The sequence below is a fragment of the Rhizobium sp. BK098 genome, from assembly GCF_014193155.1.
Taxonomy (GTDB): domain Bacteria; phylum Pseudomonadota; class Alphaproteobacteria; order Rhizobiales; family Rhizobiaceae; genus Rhizobium.
In genome coordinates this window covers 14,950-34,263 of the sequence record NZ_JACHYY010000007.1, presented here as the reverse complement: position 1 = coordinate 34,263, position 19,314 = coordinate 14,950, and the positions used below count along the sequence as shown (strand labels likewise).

The following is a 19,314-nucleotide window of genomic DNA, read 5'->3' as shown; positions in this document are numbered from 1 at the left end:
CCTTTCACCTCTCTTCAGAAGCACCTGACGTCGTCGATGACAACCTGCTCACCCCGCTGCGGCCTGTAGGCGAATTCGGCATGGCATTTCGTTCCATCCTCCAGCGAGACATCGATCGCATTCCTCGCATGCAACCCGCGAATATAAGTCTGACCGTCATAGCCGATGACGAAATCCTCGCTCGATCCTTGTAAGGTGCCGCCGAGGCCAGCACGCAGTGGCACCCCGTTCTTGTCCTTGATCGTAACCAGGGCTGCTTGCGGTGCTTCGGACACGCCGAATTTGACGACCACGCCGCTGCGGTCTGCGGGCACGACGATTTCCTTCGTCGCGGGCACGTCGGCATCGACGGGCAGGTTCTTGGGATCGATGGACACGGTGTTCGGTTCATAGGAGTTGAGATTGGGCACCAGAATGCGGCCACTCGAATTGGTCTTGCCGGCCGGCCGGTTCTGCTGCTGAACCTCGACATCGGGAGCGCCGACATCGACGACGGCAAATGCATCGTCGATGCGATTGGTGGCAAAGACGCCGCCGCCTGCGACGGCAATGGCACCATCGAGCCGAGCGGTGGCGCTGGTCTGATGATCCTGCTGCCGGAGGCCAGCTTCGACCTGGGCAAAGGGCGCCCGATAGCTGACTGCCGCCTCGCGATTGGTGTCTTCGCCTTCGGAGGTGCGCAGCCGCCAGCCAAAACTGCCATCCTCCTGCTGCATCGACTTGGAAACGTCGGCGACGACGCCGACGCCGTTAGGTCCGCCCTGTACGCCGGTATTGGCCGTGATATTGCCACCGAAGGGAATGGAAAGGCCGGTAAAGAACCCGAAATTGCTTCGGTTGTCGAGGTCGGTGAAGGCGCTCGCATAGACTGTCGCATGCTTGAACGTCTGACTGTAGGAAAGACCCGCGATCTTGCTCCTGGTGCCGTCCGCGCTTTCGAGGTTCGTGTAAGACAGGTTGAGACTGGAAAGATCGAGCGGCGTCGGTACGCTGAGCGTAACCTGATCGATGGCGCGCGGCACACCGGCGCTGAGAATGCTTACATCTCCGGCAATGCTGGTTGTGGGCCGCGCGGAAACCGAGGCTATGTCGTCATAATCGCCAAAGGTCCGTTGCACCCGGGCATAGAGGGCCCATCTGTCATAGCTGAGCTCGAATGCGGCGTTCATCAGCGCGCCGGAACGTGACCCGCTCTTGCTTGCTGCGCCCGCTATGGAAGCAACGCCGAACGAGCCGACCGGAAAAGCGGTCCCAGCGCCGCCATTCAAAAGATCGGCGCCGCCCTCGACGTGGCCTTCCAGTGTCAGCCAATCGGTCAGGCCGTACCTAGCGGTGGCGGCGCCCATGATACGACCGTCGTAGTCATTGGAATCAGTTCCGAAATTGAGACGCGGAGTGCCGAGTTCGGCGGAAAAGTCCAAGAGGCCCTGACGCAGAAGCCAATTGGAGGAATAGAACGGCAAGGTCTCCGTGGTTTCGCGCCCGAGGCTGTCGCGCAGCACGACGGTCGCTTGCCCACCCCCGGAAAAGACAGGAAGGTTGGTCACCTGGAAAGGCCCGGCTGGCACGTCGCTGGAATAGGTGCGCACGTTCTGCGTATAGATATCGAGCGTCGAAGGAACGGCGGCCGTCCCGGTAAATGAGGGCAACGGTTCGGTCACCAGGTCCGAACGCAGTGCAAAATTGCGCTGAAACTGAATACCGCCGAAATAGACTGGCCGAGTCCATGACAGGCCGCCGGTGGTCAGGTCACCGGCGCGATAGGTAACAAGGTTCTTCGGATCGGAGTAGCTCCAGGTCGTGTTGAGGCGGGTTATGCCGTCAAGACTGCCTTCGGAATATCCGGCGAGGAAGGACTGGCTGAGCGTGCCGTAGGGGCTGAAGATACGTGCATCGAAAGATCCGGATATTCCCTGGAACATGTTCGAATTGCCTTGAAAGAGACCGTTGGAACTTGCGTAGAGGGAATAGTTGAGGACGGCGCCATAGCCGGACTGGGGTGCAGGGACTGCGTTGTCCTGCTGCTGCCTGACATTGATGACGCGAGCTGCGCGCCCTTCGTCGGTCGTCTGCACGTAAAGACGCTGCGTCTCTATGTCGACCTGATATGACAGGCCGGGCAAGGTGCTGAGCTCGATCAGCTTATCATCAGCGCCGGCCGGCGGCTTGATGCCCACCTCGCGCAGCTCTTCTGCGGTTGCAGCGAGCGAGCCATTCGGACGCTGTTTGAAATTGCCGATCATCTTCATCGACGCGTTGTTGATGAATACTTCGAGGTAGACGTCCAGCGTGGCCGCCTGTTGGCCTGCCATGGCTGTGCTTTCCGGCAAATCGGGCACTTCCTGAGCACGCAGCGCCGAAACTGAGAAAAGCATGCATATGCAAACGGCGCTGGCACTACCGTTGATTAACGGCAACTTCAGCATCGAACGGCCCAAGATCGCTCTGGCCATGGAGTGTTACGACGCTGCCGGTGAGGGACTTTGCGGTTCCCATCAGCCATTGCATCGTCGCGCCAGCAAGTACGTATCCGACCAGCCCGTTACGGCTGCCGATCTTCGTTGGGCCTTGTATCAGAGTTACGTTCGACAGACGGAAGCGGCTGCCGCCATTGTTCTTGCCTATAAGAGCAAGGCTGTTGCCCTGCTGCTTGAGGCTCCAGACGATATCGGCGGGCTTTATGTCCGGCCGCTTGAAAAAGACAGGAATGGACTGGCGCATGATGAGCGTGACCGTGCCGGCGCGCGCACGGGCAGGGTCGGGGAGTTCATCAACGATGACACGATAGGTCTCCTCCGCCTTAACGGGCGCCTTACTCGTACGAACCACTCTGACCACATACTGTGCGTTCGGATTCATCCGCGTCGCGGGAGGACTGGCAACGACATCCCTGGTTGGTTCCAAGGTCTCTATCCCGCCCGCCTGGCTCCACTTGAAGACACGTATCTGGACGTTGATTGGATGGTCTCCGTCATTAGCCAGATTCAAGACGGTGGCAGCAGCCGGCGCTACAAGCTCCAGACTTGTGGGCGCTACCCGCAGCGAGGCTGCGTTTATTTCGTAAGCACTGAACAGCAAAAGCATAGTCGCGGCAATGCATGGCAACATGCGTTGCATGACGGCCTCCCGGATCTGTGAGTTTTCAGTAGGTGACGGTAACCGCTACGGTATCTGTGTAGACGCCCGCAGCCGGTGTGGTTTGCGGAGGTACTCGGCCATAGACATTTATGTTCTGGACCGCGCCGTTTCCTGTCCCCGAGACGGTGTCCGTCCCTATGGTCGTGCCCCAGGTCTGCGTTCGATTGGAGTCGGTATAGATCGCATAATTGATCGTCGCACTTGCTGGTCCTGTCATGACACGGACGGCCGTTGTCGCGCCAGCTCCAGCGCCGGCGCTCAGGCCGACATTATAGGTCTGCCCGGATGTGCATTGCACACCGATGGTGGTTGCTTGATCGATATTGCTGGTGATGACGCCGTTGGTGCCGAAGTTGAGATTATTGGCACTCTGGATCGTGCATTGCGCCTGGATAGTAATGGTAACCGTCATGTTGGCGCTTGTGGTGGCGGCCATTGCGGATGGCGCTGCTACGGTCATTGCGATACCGATAAGACTGGCGCCGCGGAGCATTCTCAGCATTCACATTCCCCTTCGCATAAGCCCCAAAAATATCAGAATATAATAAAATAAGCACATATATGATTCGCTGGCAATGCAGGTCGGAACCGCGGCGGCGGCGGCGATAGTCTCGCCAGAATACCTCCCAAGTAGAATTTCAATTTATTTAGTTAATACTCATGGATGAGCGGGACTTTTGAGAAACATGGTTAATATTGTCTTTCAGTGGCAGCGCTCCGATCTGATCGACCGTGTTAGCCACGACCCGATGTGCGAACGCATTCATCAACATTTCTTTACGAAAAGCCTGCAATTGGCCACGTTTCGGTAAAAGCCGCGCCACAGTTTTCATGAGAATGGCTATTCGAGATTTTCCCAAAGGAGCGGTCGATGGATATGCAGCCCGTGAAATGGTGGAATGGTCAAAGCGAAACGACTCGCAGGCTGGGTTGCGGGCTCGCGGTTTGCGGCACTGTTGTCGGCGCCCTCTATCTGATCGTCCAAACCGGCCCTGCCGACCGCTCGATCCGGCTCATCGACGAGGGCGGCCGCATCGCGATCAATGGCATGGCATCCGCACACCAATTCGCGATGAACAGATTACAGTTGGCAGTCGACGCAAGCCCTACAAGATCACTGATGTCGGTGCCAGTTCCGCAGCCTTCGCCACTTGCAGCCATGATCAAGAGCAGCGCGCCTGCAAAGCGTGTTGTTCGCACCGATGCGAGGAATACGAAGGTCGCGTCATCCGCGGATGTAGAGCATTTTGGCCGCTGCCTGCCGCAATGTGAAACGCGGGATCCGCTGATAACAAGCAATCCGGACTATGCAGAGGCTGCTCTGCCTGTTGCAGACGATGCTCCGTCTCCCGTGATGGAAGAAAGGGCCGGATTTCATCCCCTTGCAGACGCACGAAACCTTTTGAGCAAAGCGATGGATGCGCCAGGCATGATGCTGCGCCGCAGCCGGCAGGTGATCGACAATGTGGCCCGCGCGGATTGGTAGGCTGGACAGGCGTCCGCGCCCATTGGCGATATAGCAGCCAGGGCGCGGACCTTAGAACCGAAGCGAAAGAGGGACATCAAGCCCCCTTGACGCCGGCCACCTACAGGCCGCCGGCGCTAGCTGTGCTGCGCAGCAGCCGGCAAAGGCTGACAAGGCCTGCATCGAAATTGCCGGATGCCGTCACCTGACGACAGGCAATCAGCATACGTTTCTGCTCGGCACTCGACATGGTACGGAAGGCGGCGAGTGTGCGGGTGCTCGATCCTGTACCGGAACGTCCCGACCCAAGTCCTGTACCGCCCGTACCGCCCAGGCCGCCGATTGTCGTGCCAATGCCGCCCGTGCCCCCGCCTCCGGACCCGCTGCCGGTGCCACTGCCGCCGGAACCTGTGCCTCCAGATCCGCCAATGCCGACACCAACGCCGACACCCGCTCCGGATCCTCCGAGGGAAACGCCCCCACCGGCATTAATGCCGCCCGAGCCGCCAACCGAAGCGCCAAGGCCAGCATTGACCCCGGAACCGTTAACCGACGCTCCCAAGCCGGCATTGACGCCATTTGAGCCGCCAACAGAGGCGCCAGCACCGGCATTAATGCCGCTCGTTCCGGATACGGAAGCACCCGCTCCGGCATTGATGCCATTGGAGCCACCAACGGAAGCCCCGACACCTGCGTTAACGCCACTTGTTCCGGATACCGAAGTACCCGCGCCGGCATTGACGCCGTTCTTTCCGCCTATGGAAGCGCCGAGGCCGGCACCAAGCCCATTCGAACCCAGCCCGGCACCCAAGCCGGCATTGACGCCTCCGACCGATATGCCGACGCCAGCGCCCAGTCCGCCGCTTCCGGACTGGCTGCCGCCGTGATCCGTCCCGCCACCGGGTTCCGCATAGCTCGTCGAGGCCAATAAAAGAAGTGCGGACGCAGCAATTGCCATCCGTGAAGATTGTATTCTCATGACTAAACTCCGTTTCAGCTTAGACTTTGTGACAGTCTGTTTCTGATTGCCGGAGCGCGCGCACCGTAGAGTTGGAATGAAGGGGCTTACCTATTCTCCTTTCCTCCCAAGACTACATTATAGAATAATCTAATTTAGTAATGCTTCAATATAAAAATTCACGGATGACTTGCATAATGACAACGAGATTAATTTCGTGCGGGAGAAAATGCGCTATTTCACGACGGAGTTGCTGATTTCCATGGAGGAAGCGAGGCCTATTCTGGCAAGGATTCAGGAACATTCTTCCCAGACCTTCGCCAACTCCACGAGCGTCTTGACGGCCTTTTCCATGTCCTGTCGGCTCACCCATTCCAGTGGTGAATGAAAGGCATGACCGCCGGCGAAGATATTGGCGCAAGGCAGGCCCATGAAAGAGAGCCTGGAACCATCCGTCCCGCCGCGAATACTGCCTCGCACCGGCGCCATGCCGGCACGACGGATAGCCTCGACTGCGTTTTCAACGATTTCCGGATGACGATCGAGGATCACCTTCATGTTGCGGTACTGATGTCTGACGGTAAACTTATGCGAGGAGCCGGGATAGGCGGCCATGACGTCCTTGACGATCGCTTCCAGCATAGCCTCCTTGTCAGCAAGGCCGGCTTCCTCGAAATCGCGGATGATGAAACCGAGCGAAGCCTTTTCCATCAAGCCGCTGATCCCGGTGGGATGGATAAAGCCGTCGCGTCCGTCCGTCGTTTCCGGCGCCATGTCCTTCGGCAGCCTGTCGATGATCGCGCCGGCTATCTTGATGGCGTTTTCCATTTTGCCTTTGGCGAAGCCCGGATGAATGGCGACGCCCTGGATGACGATCTCGACGCTATCGGCAGAGAAAGTCTCGTCTTCTATATGACCCGCCGTTTCGCCATCGACCGTATAGGCGAATTGTGCTCCCAACTTCTTCAGATCGACCTTGTCGACCCCACGCCCGATCTCTTCGTCCGTCGTGAACAGCAGCTTGATGGTGCCGTGGCGGATATCGGGATTGTCGACGAGATATTGGGCGGCTGCGACAATTTCGGCGAGACCGGCCTTGTCGTCGGCGCCAAGGAGTGTCGTGCCATCCGACGTGATGATGTCGTTGCCGATCTGATCTTGCAGGGCAGGGTGTTCGTCAACCCGAATGACCTGCTGCACATCGGCGCTAAGGCGAATATCGCCGCCGGCGTAGTTCCGCAGGATTTGCGGCTTGACGTTCGTTCCGGTGAAATCGGGCGCTGTGTCCATATGCGAGCAGAAGCAGATGACGGGGACCGGCTTGTCGACATTCGATGGAATGGTGGCATAGACATAGCCGTGTTCGTCCAGATGGGCATCGGCAAGCCCGATCGCCAGCAATTCCTCAACCAGCATGCGCCCGAGATTCTTCTGCTTCGCAGTGGAAGGCTGCGTAACCGAAGACGGGTCCGATTGCGTATCGACGACAACGTAACGAAGAAAACGATCGGTGACGGTATCGGTCATGATTCTGGCTCCGAAGAATCGCTAGGGTTTACATAGCTATAGCGCTGCGAGGGTGCATGGATAAACCGATTTCGCGCTGAAGACGCTGGTGTGCAAAGCTGGTTGTCGCCGCCCCGACGGAAAAGGCCGCTCCAGCGCTAGGCAGGAGCGGCCATATCATATGGTCAGGACTTTAACCGAATACTCAATCGGCCGACGTCAGCGTCACCGATGTACCGGTTGCCGCAACATTCAAGCCGAGCTGACCCGTAACGCTCACGGTCTGCAACTGGATGGAGCCGGAGGTGCCGCCAACGAGAATATTCGTGCCGACGCCGGCACCGACAGTGGCTTCAACGGTAGCGCCCTGGTAAAGGCCGCCCAGAGAACCACGATGATAGCCGGCTGTCGGCGCGAAAACCAGCCAGACAAGCCGGCTGCGGGTCGTAAACCCGAGGTCGACACCCATCTTTCTGATCGCGCCGGTATAGTGATCAACGCGAGCGCGCCCGACCGTCGAATGGAAAGCGCAATCCATTTCCTTGGCCGAACCGAGCACATAACCAACGCCGCCGCCGATATCGCACTCGAGATAGCCGATCTTTACGCCATTGCGCTCATCGGGCTCCTCGCTATAGGTCGCCGGCATGTCGGCTGCACGTGCCGCAGCGGTGCCCGCAACGATCAACGATGCCGCTGAAAACGCCAGGGTCAGGATTTTTCTCATCTGTTTTCTCCTTGTCAGAGTATTATGGGTGACTGGCACCCTCGTGGTCGAGCCGATAGAATCAACCCTTAGTTAATGTTCGTACGCGCAGAACGATCCCAAAATTAAGGCAGCTACCGTCATGATCCACCTCACAATATAGGAAGATCTATATACCGGGACACCCCTTTGCCATTTCACGTTTTACTACCGACTGAATCGCGCCGTACCGAATTTACGCCCCGTCGGACCCAATCTTCACCCGGCGGTTGGCTCCGCTTTCTGCGGCAGTTTGTCTTTTGCGGCGAAAGCAAAGACGTCGACGGGTTCGCCGAGACCTTTTAGAGGAAAGGAGCCAAGGCTTTCCATATCGCGTCGGCAACCAGCCATGTCGACAAAAGCCTTGGAAAGAAGCACAGGCCGCTTTACCTCTTTTGTTAGCGATTCAAGCCGTGAGGCGATATTGACAGCCGGGCCGATGACCGTGAAGTCAAGGCGCGTCCGCGAGCCAATGTTACCATACATCACGTCGCCGACATGCACCCCGACGCCATAGCGCAGCACTTCGCGTCCCTGCGCGCGGTTTTCCTCATTGAGCGTTGCAACGGCCGCCTGCGCCTCGGTGATGGCAACGAGAAGATTGTGGCAGGCATTCGGATCACTCAACGGGAAAATGGCCAACAGTCCGTCGCCCATGAATTTGAGGATCTCACCGCCGTGTTTTTCGATGGGTTCGACCATCGCGTCGAAATAACTGTTCAGCAATTCGATGACATCGTCGCGCGGCCACATGTCCGAGATGGTGGTGAAATCACGCAGGTCGCAGATGAGGATTGCGGCCCCGACGGTGGTGCCGCTGCCGCGCGTCGTGGCGCCGGCCAGGATCTTCTCGCTGGCATGCGGCCCGACATAGGTCCGCAGCAGCGTGCGGGCCATGATGTTCTTCAAACGGATTTCGGTCACCATCGTCAAAGCGGGCAGCAGGTCTTTCAGGAAGGTGATATGCTCATCGGTGAAGCCGCCAGGCGCGTCCGAGGCAAAGGTCACGATGTGGCGCTTGCCGAGCGTGTGATAAATTGGCCAGGCGATATAGTCGGTCAGTCCTTCCGCATACATTTCCTTATAAAGCGGATAGTTCAGTTCCGCCTTCTCGCAGACCTCAAGATTTTTCCGGACTTCGGTCGCGCCGTTGAATATCTCATTGATGGGGCTTGCCAGAAATTGAGGCGTATTCTCGACTCCATAGCTGAAGGTCGCAATATCGGCCTCCTTCATGCCAGTGCGCCAAAGAATTCTCGCCCCTAGCCATTGCGGATGCAGCGTTCGGAAGTGCATCGTCGCTCTTGCGACCGGAACTCCGATTGCCTGCATTTTCTCACAAAGTTCCACGAGGATATTGTCGATGAACCGCTGGTCGCGGACATCATTCATAAGCCAATCGAGGATCTTGCTTTGTTTTGTCGGCCAGCTGCCCTGGTCGTCCTGGGTCGAGGCGGCAACGGCCTCAATGGAAGATTGCATTTTCTATACCCCACAGGTTCCGTCATCCGTCCTGGATCGTGAGCGCTATTCGATCCGAATAGAACTATACGCGTCTCGCCAGTGACCTGGAACGGCAATCACTTTTAATTCGCGACTTCGTAAATTATGTGCCGGGTATGGCAGAAGAGCCCTGAATCGGCCATAGGCTTCATATGGTTCCGCGCCTCCCGCGTTGCAATATTCGGTCAAAGAGGCAAAGCATTGAGAGCATATCTGGCAGGGCCGGAAGTTTTCCTTCCGAACGCAAGGGAAATCCTCGATCGCAAGATCGCAATGGCACGCAGCTACGGCTTCACGCCCGTTTCACCGGGTGATTTGGTGGTGCCGGAAACCGAGATACGTCGCCAGCGTGGCCTTGCCATCAGCGCCATCAATGAAAAGCTGATGACGAGCGCCGACCTCATCATCGCCAATCTCACGCCGTTTCGCGGCATAGCGGCCGATATCGGCACAGCCTTCGAACTAGGCTTCATGTGCGCCCGCGGCTGCCCGGCATTCGCTTTTTCCAACTGCCTCGATAATCACTTCGAGCGCGTGAGCAGGCTCTATGGCGGCGAGGTGCTTCTCGGTGAAGACGGACGCCACCGTGGTCCCGACGGAATGGCGCTGGAAAACTTCGACATGGCTGACAATCTGATGCTCGACGGCGGCATTGCGGCACGCGGCGGTGTCATCGTCACGCGCCAGGTCGCGCCGGAGCAGCTCTTTCTCGATCTGACGGCCTTCGAAGAATGCCTGAGCTTCGCGGCGGAGCAATTGTTGAAACAGGCCGCCAGCGCACAATAGGCTCGGCTATTGTGCGCGTTCGAGCGTCACCACGCTCCGAGAGCCGCATCGATCGCCCGTGCTCGTATGGGAAGCTGGTCATAGGCGGCAACATCCGGTTTGGCAAAGGCGCTAAGGCCAAGCGATGCGAGGATATCGCTCCCCTCCGGATCCTGGTGCGCGCCGAGAAGAGCGGCGCGTAACGCATCGACGACATCCGCCGACTGCTGCCGCGCGGCCACCAGCAAAGGGAAGGGGGCCGGTTTTGTCGTAGCAACAATGCGCAGTGGCGCGATCATGTCCGGCTCGTGCATTGCCATCAGCTGATAGGCGTAGGCGTCGATGGCGCCGACATCTATGGTGTCTGAACGAATGGCGTCGACTACGCTACGCGGATTGAGGAGCGAGCCGACGGTTTGAGCTGTTGAAGGCCTATTCGCAAGCATGGCAAAGAGTTCACGCGGTGCATTATAGCCGGACTGCGAGTCCCGCACTGTCCAGCCCCAGCGCGCGCCTGCAAGATCAGCTTCCGTAAGCTGTTTATCGCGCGCGGCGACGATGTGGCTCGCATAGACTGGCTGCCCGTTTGCCCAGTCGGCCAGCGAAACCGGTGCGGCCAACGGTTGCGGGCGCTCCGCCGGCGATAGCTGGGAGAAGGGAAAGCCGCACATGAAAACGGCGCCCATGTCAGGACGTGCCCAAAGCTCGGACAAAGGTGCCGGAGCGGCATGGGCAATGACTTCGAGTTCGACGCCCGATCGGTCGGCAAGCCAATGAAAGAGCTGATCCCAGAGAGCAGATATTCTGGGGCTGAGGTTATACATTCGCGAGCAGGCGATAGCACTCGAAGTCGTCATAGCGCGTCACGCAAACCGAAGTCGTTGGCCGATATTCATGCGCTTTGCCTTTTCGACCATTGCTGCGCCGAGCGCGACGTCGGTGGTGCTCAGGCCGCGATGCCAGAAGAGAATGGTCTCGTCATCGCTTTCGCGGCCCGGCTTGGCGCCGCAGACGATCTGGCCGATTTCGGCATGCAGCGTCTCGACCGTCACCTTGCCCTCATCGACATGACGGCGAAGGGCACCGAAGGGGCGGCCGGGGCCGCATTGCCCCCAGTCATCGACGACGACCTTGTCCATGATGTCGGTCAGGTCGAATTCGAGCGCGCTCATGGTGCCGTAAGGCACGACAAAAGCGCCCTTCTTGACCCAGGCGGTCTTGAAGAGTGGCGTCGGCTCCGGCAGCCGGCTTGCCTCGATCATGATATCGGCGCCCTTCAGGCAATCCTCCCAATTGTCCGTTACGATGATCTTCTTGCCCAAATCCCTTTCCAGCCGCGCGGCGAAGGCGTCGCGGCTTTCGGGGCGGCGCGAATGCACGCGGATTTCGTCGAAATCGAAGATGTGGTCGAGCAATCGCACGTTCCAGTAGGAAGTGCCCCGTGCGCCGATATGGCCGAGGATCTTGCTGTCCTTGCGGGCGAGATGGCGCGCGCCGATAGCGGTGACGGCACCGGTGCGCATGTCGGTGATGGCAGTCGCATCGATGATCGCCTTCGGTACACCGGTGCGCGGATCGAAGAGATTGAGAACCGCCAGTTCCGAGGGCAAGCCCTGCTTGTAGTTATCGACGAAATCGCCGACGACCTTGACGCCGGCATAGTCGAGAGGCTTCACATAACCGCGCAGCACGTTGAAATGACCCTTGTCGGAACTCTCGGGGACGAGATGAACGCGAGGCTCGATGACGGTTTCGCCGCGCCCCTGTGCATCGAGCGCCTTGGTCACTGCGTCGAGGATTTCGTCGTTGGAAAGCGCCAGCGCCTTGGCGTCGATGGCATTGAGATAGTCGATCCAGATTTCCTGCATTACCGTTCTCCAGGCATGTCACCGGCTTTCGCCGCGGTCTCTGCGATAAATTCCGACACTCTTTGAAAATCAGGGCCTTGCGCGCGGTCTTCCTCGAGCGGTGCCACCAGCTGGCGCACCTGTCGATAGGCGCCCAGCGTCCCGCTGCCGAGCTCGCCCGCCACACCGCGCAGCTCAACGGCTTGGGCGGACGCGACAAGCTCGATCGCCACGAGATAACGCATTCGCTCGATCATTGCTTCGATCTTGCTCAGGACGCTCGGTGCCATCGACGCCTGATCTTCGACACCATCGGCGACCGGGATCGGCGTGAGCGACACGGGATTAGCTAGATGGCGTATCTCAGATTCAAGCGCCGAGACCGTTTTCTGCACGGTGGCAAAACCCGTTCTGCTCTGCCCGAGCGGAGTTAGGAAGCGTGGTAGCTCCGACATGCCCGGAGACATGATTTTCATCGTTCTATAGGCGGTCGCCGCCGCACAATGGGCGATTGCCTGGCCGAGCCGTTCCCATGCGAGAACGAAGGCCGTCATGTCGAAATTGCCGTGCGACAAAATAAGCCCTTCGTCGGCCAGTACGACGGGATTGTCGCCGGAACTCGCAAGTTCGATCTCGGTTGCTGCGCGGGCTTCGCCGATCGCGTGGAGCAAGGCGCCCCAGACCTGCGGGGCACAGCGATAGCTCAAAGGATCTTGCAAGCGCCGGGCGGCACCATCAATAAAAAGAGAACTTCCGGAAAGCAGCTCGCGAAGCCTTGCCGCCGTTTCACGCTGGCCGAAGGCCGGTCTTGCCGCTAGTACCCGGTCATCGAAAGCCGAGACGTTGGCCCGGAATGCCTCGAAGTTCAGCGCGACGGCCGCAAGCGACCAATCGAACAGCCGCGCGATATCCTCGATACAGAGGCAGGCCTTGCCGACCGACAGGCTGTTGGCGACCACGAGGACATGGCCGTCCCTCGGCGCGATCGGCAACGGTTTCAGACCGACTTTCGAGAGGGCATCCTGCGCCGGCATGATCGCGCCATCGAGTTCCACTTCGCCATCGCCTAGCAAAGCGCGTCCCATGTGCGCCAAAGGCGCGAGATCGGCAGCGCCGATCGAACCGAGCGATGGCACGACCGGATGAAAGCCCGCATTAAGCGCCTCAACGAGGCCGACGAAAACCGGTAGCGACACGCCAGAGCCGCCGGCCGCCATGCCGGCGATGCGAGCCGCCATCATCGCCCTGACGGCTTCGCGGGGAAGGGCAGGCCCAACTCCGACTGCGCGGGCTTGTGGTACACGTAACTGAAAGGCGATAAGGTCGTCCGTGGCAAGGCGAGTATCGACGCCCGCGCCTAACGCTGTCGTCAAACCATAAACTGGCTGGTCGGCCGCCAGGTAGCGTTCAACCACGGCGCGCGCAGCGTTGATTCTGTCTTTGACGTCTGGCGAAATCACTATTGTGGCGTTGCGCCGTGCGATTGCGGCGATATCGCTCACCGTCGGAGGCGCATCGGTAAAGGACACGATATTGTCCGCTTTGCTCATTCCTGCTTGCCTCAAAGACGTGCGTTCGGCTTTCCGCGATCTCCGGATAAATGCTCTTCCAGGCGACACTGGAGACGCTGGAATAGATCGATATCCCCCATAGCACGGCACGTGGCCAGCCACGGTCATATCGATTGAAGAACACCGCTATCTCATTGTGCGGCAATAAGCGATGCTGAGGAAAGCTCAATCAGCACCAGATGGTCATCCGAGATCTTGAAGCAAACAAACAATGCGATCGCGATGACACCTATCGCGATCGCCCTTGTTAAAAAGTTGTAGCGGGTGAGGGATCAGCCGCCGATCATGAGCTTGACGACTTCCTCGTGATTGGTGTCGGCGATGTTGCGCTCGCCTGCCACAATCCCGCGCCGCAGGACGACGATGCGGTCGGAGACCGCGAAGATGTCCTGCAGATTGTGAGAAATGAAGATAACACCGCGTCCCTGCGCCTTCAGCGATTTGATGAGGGCCACGACCTTGCGCTGTTCGGGCACGCCGAGCGCAGCGGTCGGCTCGTCCATGACCAGAATGCGGGCATTCCAGTAAACCGCACGCCCGATCGCGACCGCCTGACGCTGGCCGCCGGAGAAGTTGCTGACCGGCGCATCGAGCCGCTTCACATGGAAATCTAGCTCCGCCATCGTCTTGCGCGCTGCTTCGGCCATTGCCTTCCGGTCGAGCACTGGCAGGAAGCCGAAAAGCTTCTTCATCGGTTCGCGCCCGAGGAAGATGTTGGAGCCGATCGTCAGATTGTCGGCAAGCGCCAGATCCTGGTAGATCGTCTCGATGCCTTTCTCCCGCGCATCCTGCGGCGAAGAGAAGGTGACGGGCTTGCCTTCGATCAGGATTTCGCCCGCAGTCGGTGGATAGACGCCGGAGATCGCCTTGATCATCGTCGTCTTGCCCGCACCGTTATCGCCCGCAAGTGCCACGACTTCACCCGGCCGGACGACCATGGAGCAATTGTCGAGGGCACGCACCGCACCGAAATAACGCGAGAGATTGCGGACCTCGAGGAGGGGAGTTGTACTATTCATCCTGTTTTGCTCCGCTGAACCGGCGCTGCGCCTGGTCGATGAGCACCGAAATGATGATGACGATGCCGACCGCGATGAACTGCCAGAACGGTTCCACGTTCATGAAAACGAGACCGTATTGGATGACGGCGATAACGAGAGCGCCGGCAACGGTGCCGATGATCGTGCCGGAGCCGCCGAACAGGCTGGCGCCGCCGATGACGACGGCAGCCACGCTATCTAGCAGAAGGGGCTCGCCCGCCTGGGCCGCGCCTGCTGTGAAGCGGGCTGCATAAAGTGCGCCGCCCAAGCCTGCGCAGACGGCTGAGAGAATATAGAGCCGCAAGAGATGGGACTTGATGTCGATGCCGGCGCGGCGGGCGGCCTGGGCATTGGCGCCTATGGCGTAGTTGTGCTGGCCGAAGCGTGTCTGGCTCAACAGATAATGCATGATGACCACGAAGACGAGCGTGACGATGACCAGATAGGGGATACCGTAGAACCGGCCGTTGCCAAGCTCGGCGAAATAGGAATTCTTGACCGGAACGGTGGTGCCGCCGGCAATCAGGAAGGCCGTGCCGCGGGCGACGCCGAACATGCCAAGCGTGCCGATGAATGGCGGAACCTTGAGACGGGAGATCAGGAGACCGTTGATGAAGCCAGGCACCGCGGCAGCCAGCATGGCAACGAGAATGCCGAATACCATCGCGACCGGCAGCGGCATGTAGAGCCCGGCAATATTGGCAATATGTGCGGCGACGACGGCCGCAAGGCCCATGATGAAGCCGGTCGACAGATCGATGCCGCCGGAAATGATCACGAAGGTCTGCCCGATCGCCAGCAGCAGCGGCGCCACCGCGAAGATCGCGACGGACTGCCAGTTGAAGCTTGAGCCGACGAACGTGCCACCGAAATCGATCCGCGCCCAGATCTCGAAACTCACGATAAGTGCGGCAAGAAAGAGCCATGCACGCAATTGCGCGATGCGGTTTAGGATGGTTTTTGCTTGGTCGCCATGGTCCGCCTGCGGCGCCACGTGCTGATCCGCCTTGCGGACCTCTGCATTGTCGATTGTCATGGACTGGTCCAAACTGAAGCGTTGAAGGCGCGAAGATCACGGCGCCGTTCGCTCTATCGTCGTTGGATGATGTGCCTCGCCGATCGGCGAGGCACACACTATCTCCGCATCAATCGGAGTAGATGAACTTCGCGACGTTCTTGTCCGTCACGTTCGATTTATCGATGACCGTGAAGCCGGTGCCGATCGCCGTCGGGATCGAATTGCCGGTCAGATGCGCATAGGCTGCCATCACGCCGAAATAGCCGATTTCCGCCGGGTGCTGTGCGATCGCCAGATCGACGAGGCCGGAGTTGATATTGTCGACGATCGATGTCGGCGCATCGAAGGCAACCACGCGGATCTTCCCCGTCTGGCCGGCCTGCTGCACGCCGTTGGCGGCACCGAGAGCGGAGAACAGATTGGCTCCGAAAACGCCGTCAAGATCGGAGTTGCGGGCAAAAACCGCCTGCAGCTGCGATGCCGCCTTGTTGGCGTCGTCGTCGTTATATTGCGTCTCCAGAACAGTGATGTTTGGATACTTCTTCATCTCCTCCTTGAAGCCCTGCTCGCGCTGATCGGTGGTCGAGATGCCGGGCTTGACGTTGGAAACGTAAACCTTGCCCTTTTCTCCGACAGCCTTTGCCAGTGCGCGCGCGGCAATCGCACCGCCGAGCAGGTTGTCGGAAGCGATGTAAGCCAGCGGAAAATCGGCATCGCCCTTGCCGGTCTGGTAGACACCGGTGCCGATGAATGTATCGACAGTGATGATCGGGATGCCGGCATCATTTGCCTTTTTCAGCGGCTGGATCAGCTGATCCTTGTCGGTCGGTGCGATGAGGATCGCATCGGGCTTCTTGGCGATCACCGCATCAAGAACCGGAACTTGCGTTACCGGGTTGAAATCGGGGCCGCCCTGGAACACCAGCGTCGCACCGACGGCCTTGGCCGCTGCCTCGGCGCCTTTGCGCATGGTGATGTAAAAGGCATCGGTCGTCAGCCCCGGAATAAGGGCAATCGTAAATTTCTTATCTGCAGCCTGTGTGGTGCCGGCAATAGCGGCAACACCGGTCGCGAGCGATGCCACGGCCGAAGCCTTCAGAAATGAGCGGCGCTCCATGATTTTCCTCCTCTTGAAACCGAACCTCCCCTGTCCGGCAACGCGATAATCAGTGGGTTACTGCGGCACGTCAAGTAATTTTTTTCTGCAAAGAATTTCTTATATCCAATTGATATAATTGAGCAATTCGACTACAATCGCAATATCGCAATCCGCCGAAGACATAGCGTCGCACGGCGCTCGGCACTATTGCGAATTTGTTCCGACCATTCGGACGGCGACCGATATTATTGGCGGTTGAATACTTGCCAAACCCAAGCGAGAATTACCTCCATGTCCGGTTCTTTGGTCTGGTCGACGGTCATGACTACGCCGCAGCCCATAGGCTCGGCCCGATCCGCCAGCGTTATCAATTCCGGCACATATTCGGCGCCCGGATGCCCAGGCAACCGCTCCGTCAGTCGGCTGGCATAACGCTCGCCCGCGACCGTTCCAGGCACCTTGCACCACAGCTCCGCGACATCCCCGACTTTCGCAGCCTCGATATAGTTTTCGAGCTGCGCTTTCGGCTGGAAGCCGAACCAGGCGTCGATGATGAAGGTCGAGCCGGCCGGAGCGTCCGCGATAATGGCCCAGATCGCCTGATAGCTCGCCTTTCCCAAAGTCCGGTTGAAGTCGCGATTGACTGGTCCGATATGCTGCAGGAACGGATTCTTGATGCCATCGAGGGACAGGACCGGCCAACCGGTTCGATCGGACAAAGCCTTGGCAAGGCGGCTTTTACCGGAAGCCGGCACGCCGTTGACCAGGATGACACGCTTTCCCCGTGCCCGCTTTTCCCGTGACGGCGCATCGGCAGTGAAAATCGACAGGCCCGCGCCGATGACGCCGGCGTCATCGGCGAGTTTGGCCGGCAATATTGCGGGGCAGAACCAAGGCGCTGCCGCCGGCAGATCTGCAAGCGCACGCGCCGCGTCGCAGCCGAGCCCGCCGCCAAGCAGGATGACTTCAGGATCCATCGTCGCTGCGATATTATCGAGTGCCGCTCGTAAAGGGACTGCCCATTGGCGCAAGACGCGCACCGCCGCATCATCTCCCTCGGCAGCCATGTCGAACACCTCCTTGATTGTTACGACCGACAATCCCGCTTCAGCGATGTGTCGGCGCAAAGCGGTTCCAGAACTGAAGGTTTCGACACAGCCGCGCCTGCCGCAGGGGCAGGGCGGGCCATCCTGCGATACACAAATATGGCCGAGTTGTCCGGCCGCCCTGTGTCCGTGATAGATGCGCCCGGCATGGGCGACCGCGCCGCCAATGCCCGTTCCGATCGTCAGCATCGCAACATTTTGATAGCCCTTGGCGCCGCCAATCCGCATTTCGGCGATGAGTGCCATGCTGCAATCATTCTCGATGGCGACAGGCTTTCCAAGTGCCGCCTCAATCCGCCGCGCGAAATCGAGGCCAGAGAGATTAAGAATGCCGCCAGACAGGATTTCGCGACTGTCGACATCGACACGCCCAGGTATGCCGACACCGATCCCCAGAACTTCAGGAGTGTCGAGCGCGCGCGCCATCGCGATGACGCGCTCCAATGCCAACAGCGGATCGGTCGGGGTTCTTTCCGACAGCTTGGCAAGGATCTCGCCCTGAACGGAGACGAGGGCGGCACGAATATTCGTGCCGCCAATATCGACGCCGATGGCGATGTCAGCCATGGGCGCGCTGCCTTTGATCAGCGCCGTGCGAGCCAGTGCCCTTGAAGTGCATCGCGATGACGGCCTGGATTTCGCGAAGCCTCGGCACTGCGACCGTCTCCAGCCGATCCTTCGTTACCGAACGATCGAGCGAGATGCAGTCTTTCCAGAGCGAGCGGCCGGCGATGACACCCGAAGCGCCGTTGCGCATGGCATCCTCAACCTGGGTAAGGAAGGTTGTGTGGTCGACGCCAGCCGAGAGCACCGCCCACGGCACGTCGCCCGAAAGACGCGTGACTTCGGCGCAGGCTTCCGACGAGCCCGGATAGGGGATCTTCAAAACCTTCGCGCCGAGATCGAGGCAGATCCTGCTGCCGCCGACGATCAGAGACGGCAGCTTCGCCTTGTACTCGGCCTCGTCTTCGTCGTCGAATTTATAGGTCAGGAATTCAACGACCAGCAGAAGATCCTCATGCGCGAAATCTTCGATGCACTGCTGCAGGATCTGGATGTTGTGCACATTCGCCGCATCCCGATCCGAGCGCAGATAGACCATGATCTTGCCGCCCGTTGCCCCCAACTGACGCACGCGGCGCGCGGAAATGCCGGGAACCAGCTTCGACAGACGATAGCCTTCCGCCGATGTATCCCAGCCGGAAGCATCGAGGCCGATCAGCAGTGCGGTATCGCGCTGAAGAACCCGATCATCGACCAGCGCCGGCACGGCGCAGATGGGATCGACGAGAACACAGGACGCCTTGCTCGCGAGGAAGCGGGCGATATCGGCCTTCGTATCCCCCAGCACCTTGTCGGAGATCGCAGCCTGCTCGGCCGGGTCCTTGGCCAGAAGGCTGCGCATGCCGCCGCGCTGGTCGCAGGCAATCACCATCATGGCACCGTTGCTGCCGCAAATCTGCTGGTAGCCGCGCATCTCCGCTGTCGTCAATTTCGTCATGTGATCCTTCCTCCAACCGTTGCGAAACGGCACCCATACGAGCACGCCTTCC

At 59.3% G+C, this 19,314-nt stretch carries 17 protein-coding genes; 2 read left to right on the top strand and 15 right to left on the bottom strand.

The window, feature by feature from the left end; translation table 11 throughout:
* Positions 1-14: 14 nt before the first annotated feature.
* Genes FHT73_RS18560 through FHT73_RS18550 form a run of 3 tightly spaced genes read right to left on the bottom strand, consistent with a single transcriptional unit; the run spans position 15 to position 3,640 of the window.
* On the bottom strand, positions 15-2,375 hold the full coding sequence (locus FHT73_RS18560) for a fimbria/pilus outer membrane usher protein (protein WP_183713748.1): 2,361 nt from the start codon (positions 2,373-2,375) through the stop codon (positions 15-17).
* A 22-nt stretch (positions 2,376-2,397) separates the two neighbouring features.
* Positions 2,398-3,117 carry a molecular chaperone gene (locus FHT73_RS18555; protein ID WP_183713745.1) on the bottom strand — a complete coding sequence of 240 codons (720 nt, stop codon included), beginning with the start codon at positions 3,115-3,117 and terminating at the stop codon, positions 2,398-2,400.
* A gap of 25 nt (positions 3,118-3,142) precedes the next feature.
* Complete coding sequence (locus FHT73_RS18550; protein ID WP_112603580.1) at positions 3,143-3,640, bottom strand: spore coat U domain-containing protein; 498 nt, start codon at positions 3,638-3,640, stop codon at positions 3,143-3,145.
* A 369-nt stretch (positions 3,641-4,009) separates the two neighbouring features.
* Between FHT73_RS18550 and FHT73_RS18545 the strand changes: the two genes are divergently transcribed.
* The gene (locus FHT73_RS18545) at positions 4,010-4,624 is read left to right on the top strand and encodes a hypothetical protein (RefSeq protein ID WP_183713742.1); all 615 of its coding nucleotides are present in this window, start codon (positions 4,010-4,012) and stop codon (positions 4,622-4,624) included.
* A gap of 100 nt (positions 4,625-4,724) precedes the next feature.
* Here the strand turns inward: FHT73_RS18545 and FHT73_RS18540 are convergent, their stop codons facing one another.
* From FHT73_RS18540 to FHT73_RS18525, 4 genes are all read right to left on the bottom strand, one after another.
* Complete coding sequence (locus tag FHT73_RS18540; protein ID WP_183713739.1) at positions 4,725-5,582, bottom strand: hypothetical protein; 858 nt, start codon at positions 5,580-5,582, stop codon at positions 4,725-4,727.
* A gap of 273 nt (positions 5,583-5,855) precedes the next feature.
* Positions 5,856-7,088: a peptidase T gene (gene pepT, locus FHT73_RS18535; RefSeq protein WP_183713736.1), complete on the bottom strand. Its 1,233-nt coding sequence runs from the start codon at positions 7,086-7,088 to the stop codon at positions 5,856-5,858.
* Between the two features lie 184 nt (positions 7,089-7,272).
* Positions 7,273-7,794, bottom strand: a complete 522-nt coding sequence (locus FHT73_RS18530) for a DUF992 domain-containing protein (protein ID WP_183713733.1) — start codon at positions 7,792-7,794, stop codon at positions 7,273-7,275.
* A gap of 237 nt (positions 7,795-8,031) precedes the next feature.
* A complete protein-coding gene (locus tag FHT73_RS18525; protein WP_183713731.1) occupies positions 8,032-9,294 on the bottom strand; it encodes an adenylate/guanylate cyclase domain-containing protein in 1,263 nt (420 codons plus the stop codon).
* A 222-nt stretch (positions 9,295-9,516) separates the two neighbouring features.
* Here FHT73_RS18525 and FHT73_RS18520 point away from each other — a divergent pair, with 222 nt between their 5' ends.
* Positions 9,517-10,101 carry a nucleoside 2-deoxyribosyltransferase gene (locus FHT73_RS18520; RefSeq protein ID WP_183713728.1) on the top strand — a complete coding sequence of 195 codons (585 nt, stop codon included), beginning with the start codon at positions 9,517-9,519 and terminating at the stop codon, positions 10,099-10,101.
* 26 nt (positions 10,102-10,127) lie between these two features.
* Here FHT73_RS18520 and FHT73_RS18515 read toward each other — a convergent pair whose 3' ends face one another.
* The 8 genes from FHT73_RS18515 to FHT73_RS18480 all read right to left on the bottom strand — a co-directional run bounded on the left by FHT73_RS18515 (position 10,128) and on the right by FHT73_RS18480 (position 19,262).
* Entirely contained in the window at positions 10,128-10,937 is an 810-nt protein-coding gene (locus tag FHT73_RS18515) for a PhnD/SsuA/transferrin family substrate-binding protein (protein ID WP_246712172.1), read from the bottom strand.
* A gap of 6 nt (positions 10,938-10,943) precedes the next feature.
* The gene (locus FHT73_RS18510; RefSeq protein ID WP_183713725.1) at positions 10,944-11,948 is read right to left on the bottom strand and encodes an ornithine cyclodeaminase family protein; all 1,005 of its coding nucleotides are present in this window, start codon (positions 11,946-11,948) and stop codon (positions 10,944-10,946) included.
* Complete coding sequence (gene hutH / locus FHT73_RS18505) at positions 11,948-13,477, bottom strand: histidine ammonia-lyase (RefSeq protein ID WP_112603568.1); 1,530 nt, start codon at positions 13,475-13,477, stop codon at positions 11,948-11,950. The genes FHT73_RS18510 and hutH overlap by 1 nt, the downstream gene beginning before the upstream one ends.
* 293 nt (positions 13,478-13,770) lie before the next feature.
* Positions 13,771-14,517: an ATP-binding cassette domain-containing protein gene (locus FHT73_RS18500; RefSeq protein WP_183713722.1), complete on the bottom strand. Its 747-nt coding sequence runs from the start codon at positions 14,515-14,517 to the stop codon at positions 13,771-13,773.
* Entirely contained in the window at positions 14,510-15,574 is a 1,065-nt protein-coding gene (locus FHT73_RS18495; RefSeq protein ID WP_112603566.1) for a ribose ABC transporter, read from the bottom strand. The genes FHT73_RS18500 and FHT73_RS18495 overlap by 8 nt, the downstream gene beginning before the upstream one ends.
* Before the next feature lie 109 nt (positions 15,575-15,683).
* Entirely contained in the window at positions 15,684-16,673 is a 990-nt protein-coding gene (locus FHT73_RS18490; RefSeq protein WP_112414954.1) for a substrate-binding domain-containing protein, read from the bottom strand.
* A 227-nt stretch (positions 16,674-16,900) separates the two neighbouring features.
* Positions 16,901-18,328, bottom strand: coding sequence for an ROK family protein (locus FHT73_RS18485; protein WP_183713719.1), 1,428 nt, complete (start codon positions 18,326-18,328; stop codon positions 16,901-16,903).
* Complete coding sequence (locus tag FHT73_RS18480; protein ID WP_183713716.1) at positions 18,321-19,262, bottom strand: tagatose-bisphosphate aldolase; 942 nt, start codon at positions 19,260-19,262, stop codon at positions 18,321-18,323. The genes FHT73_RS18485 and FHT73_RS18480 overlap by 8 nt, the downstream gene beginning before the upstream one ends.
* Between the last annotated feature and the right edge of the window lie 52 nt (positions 19,263-19,314).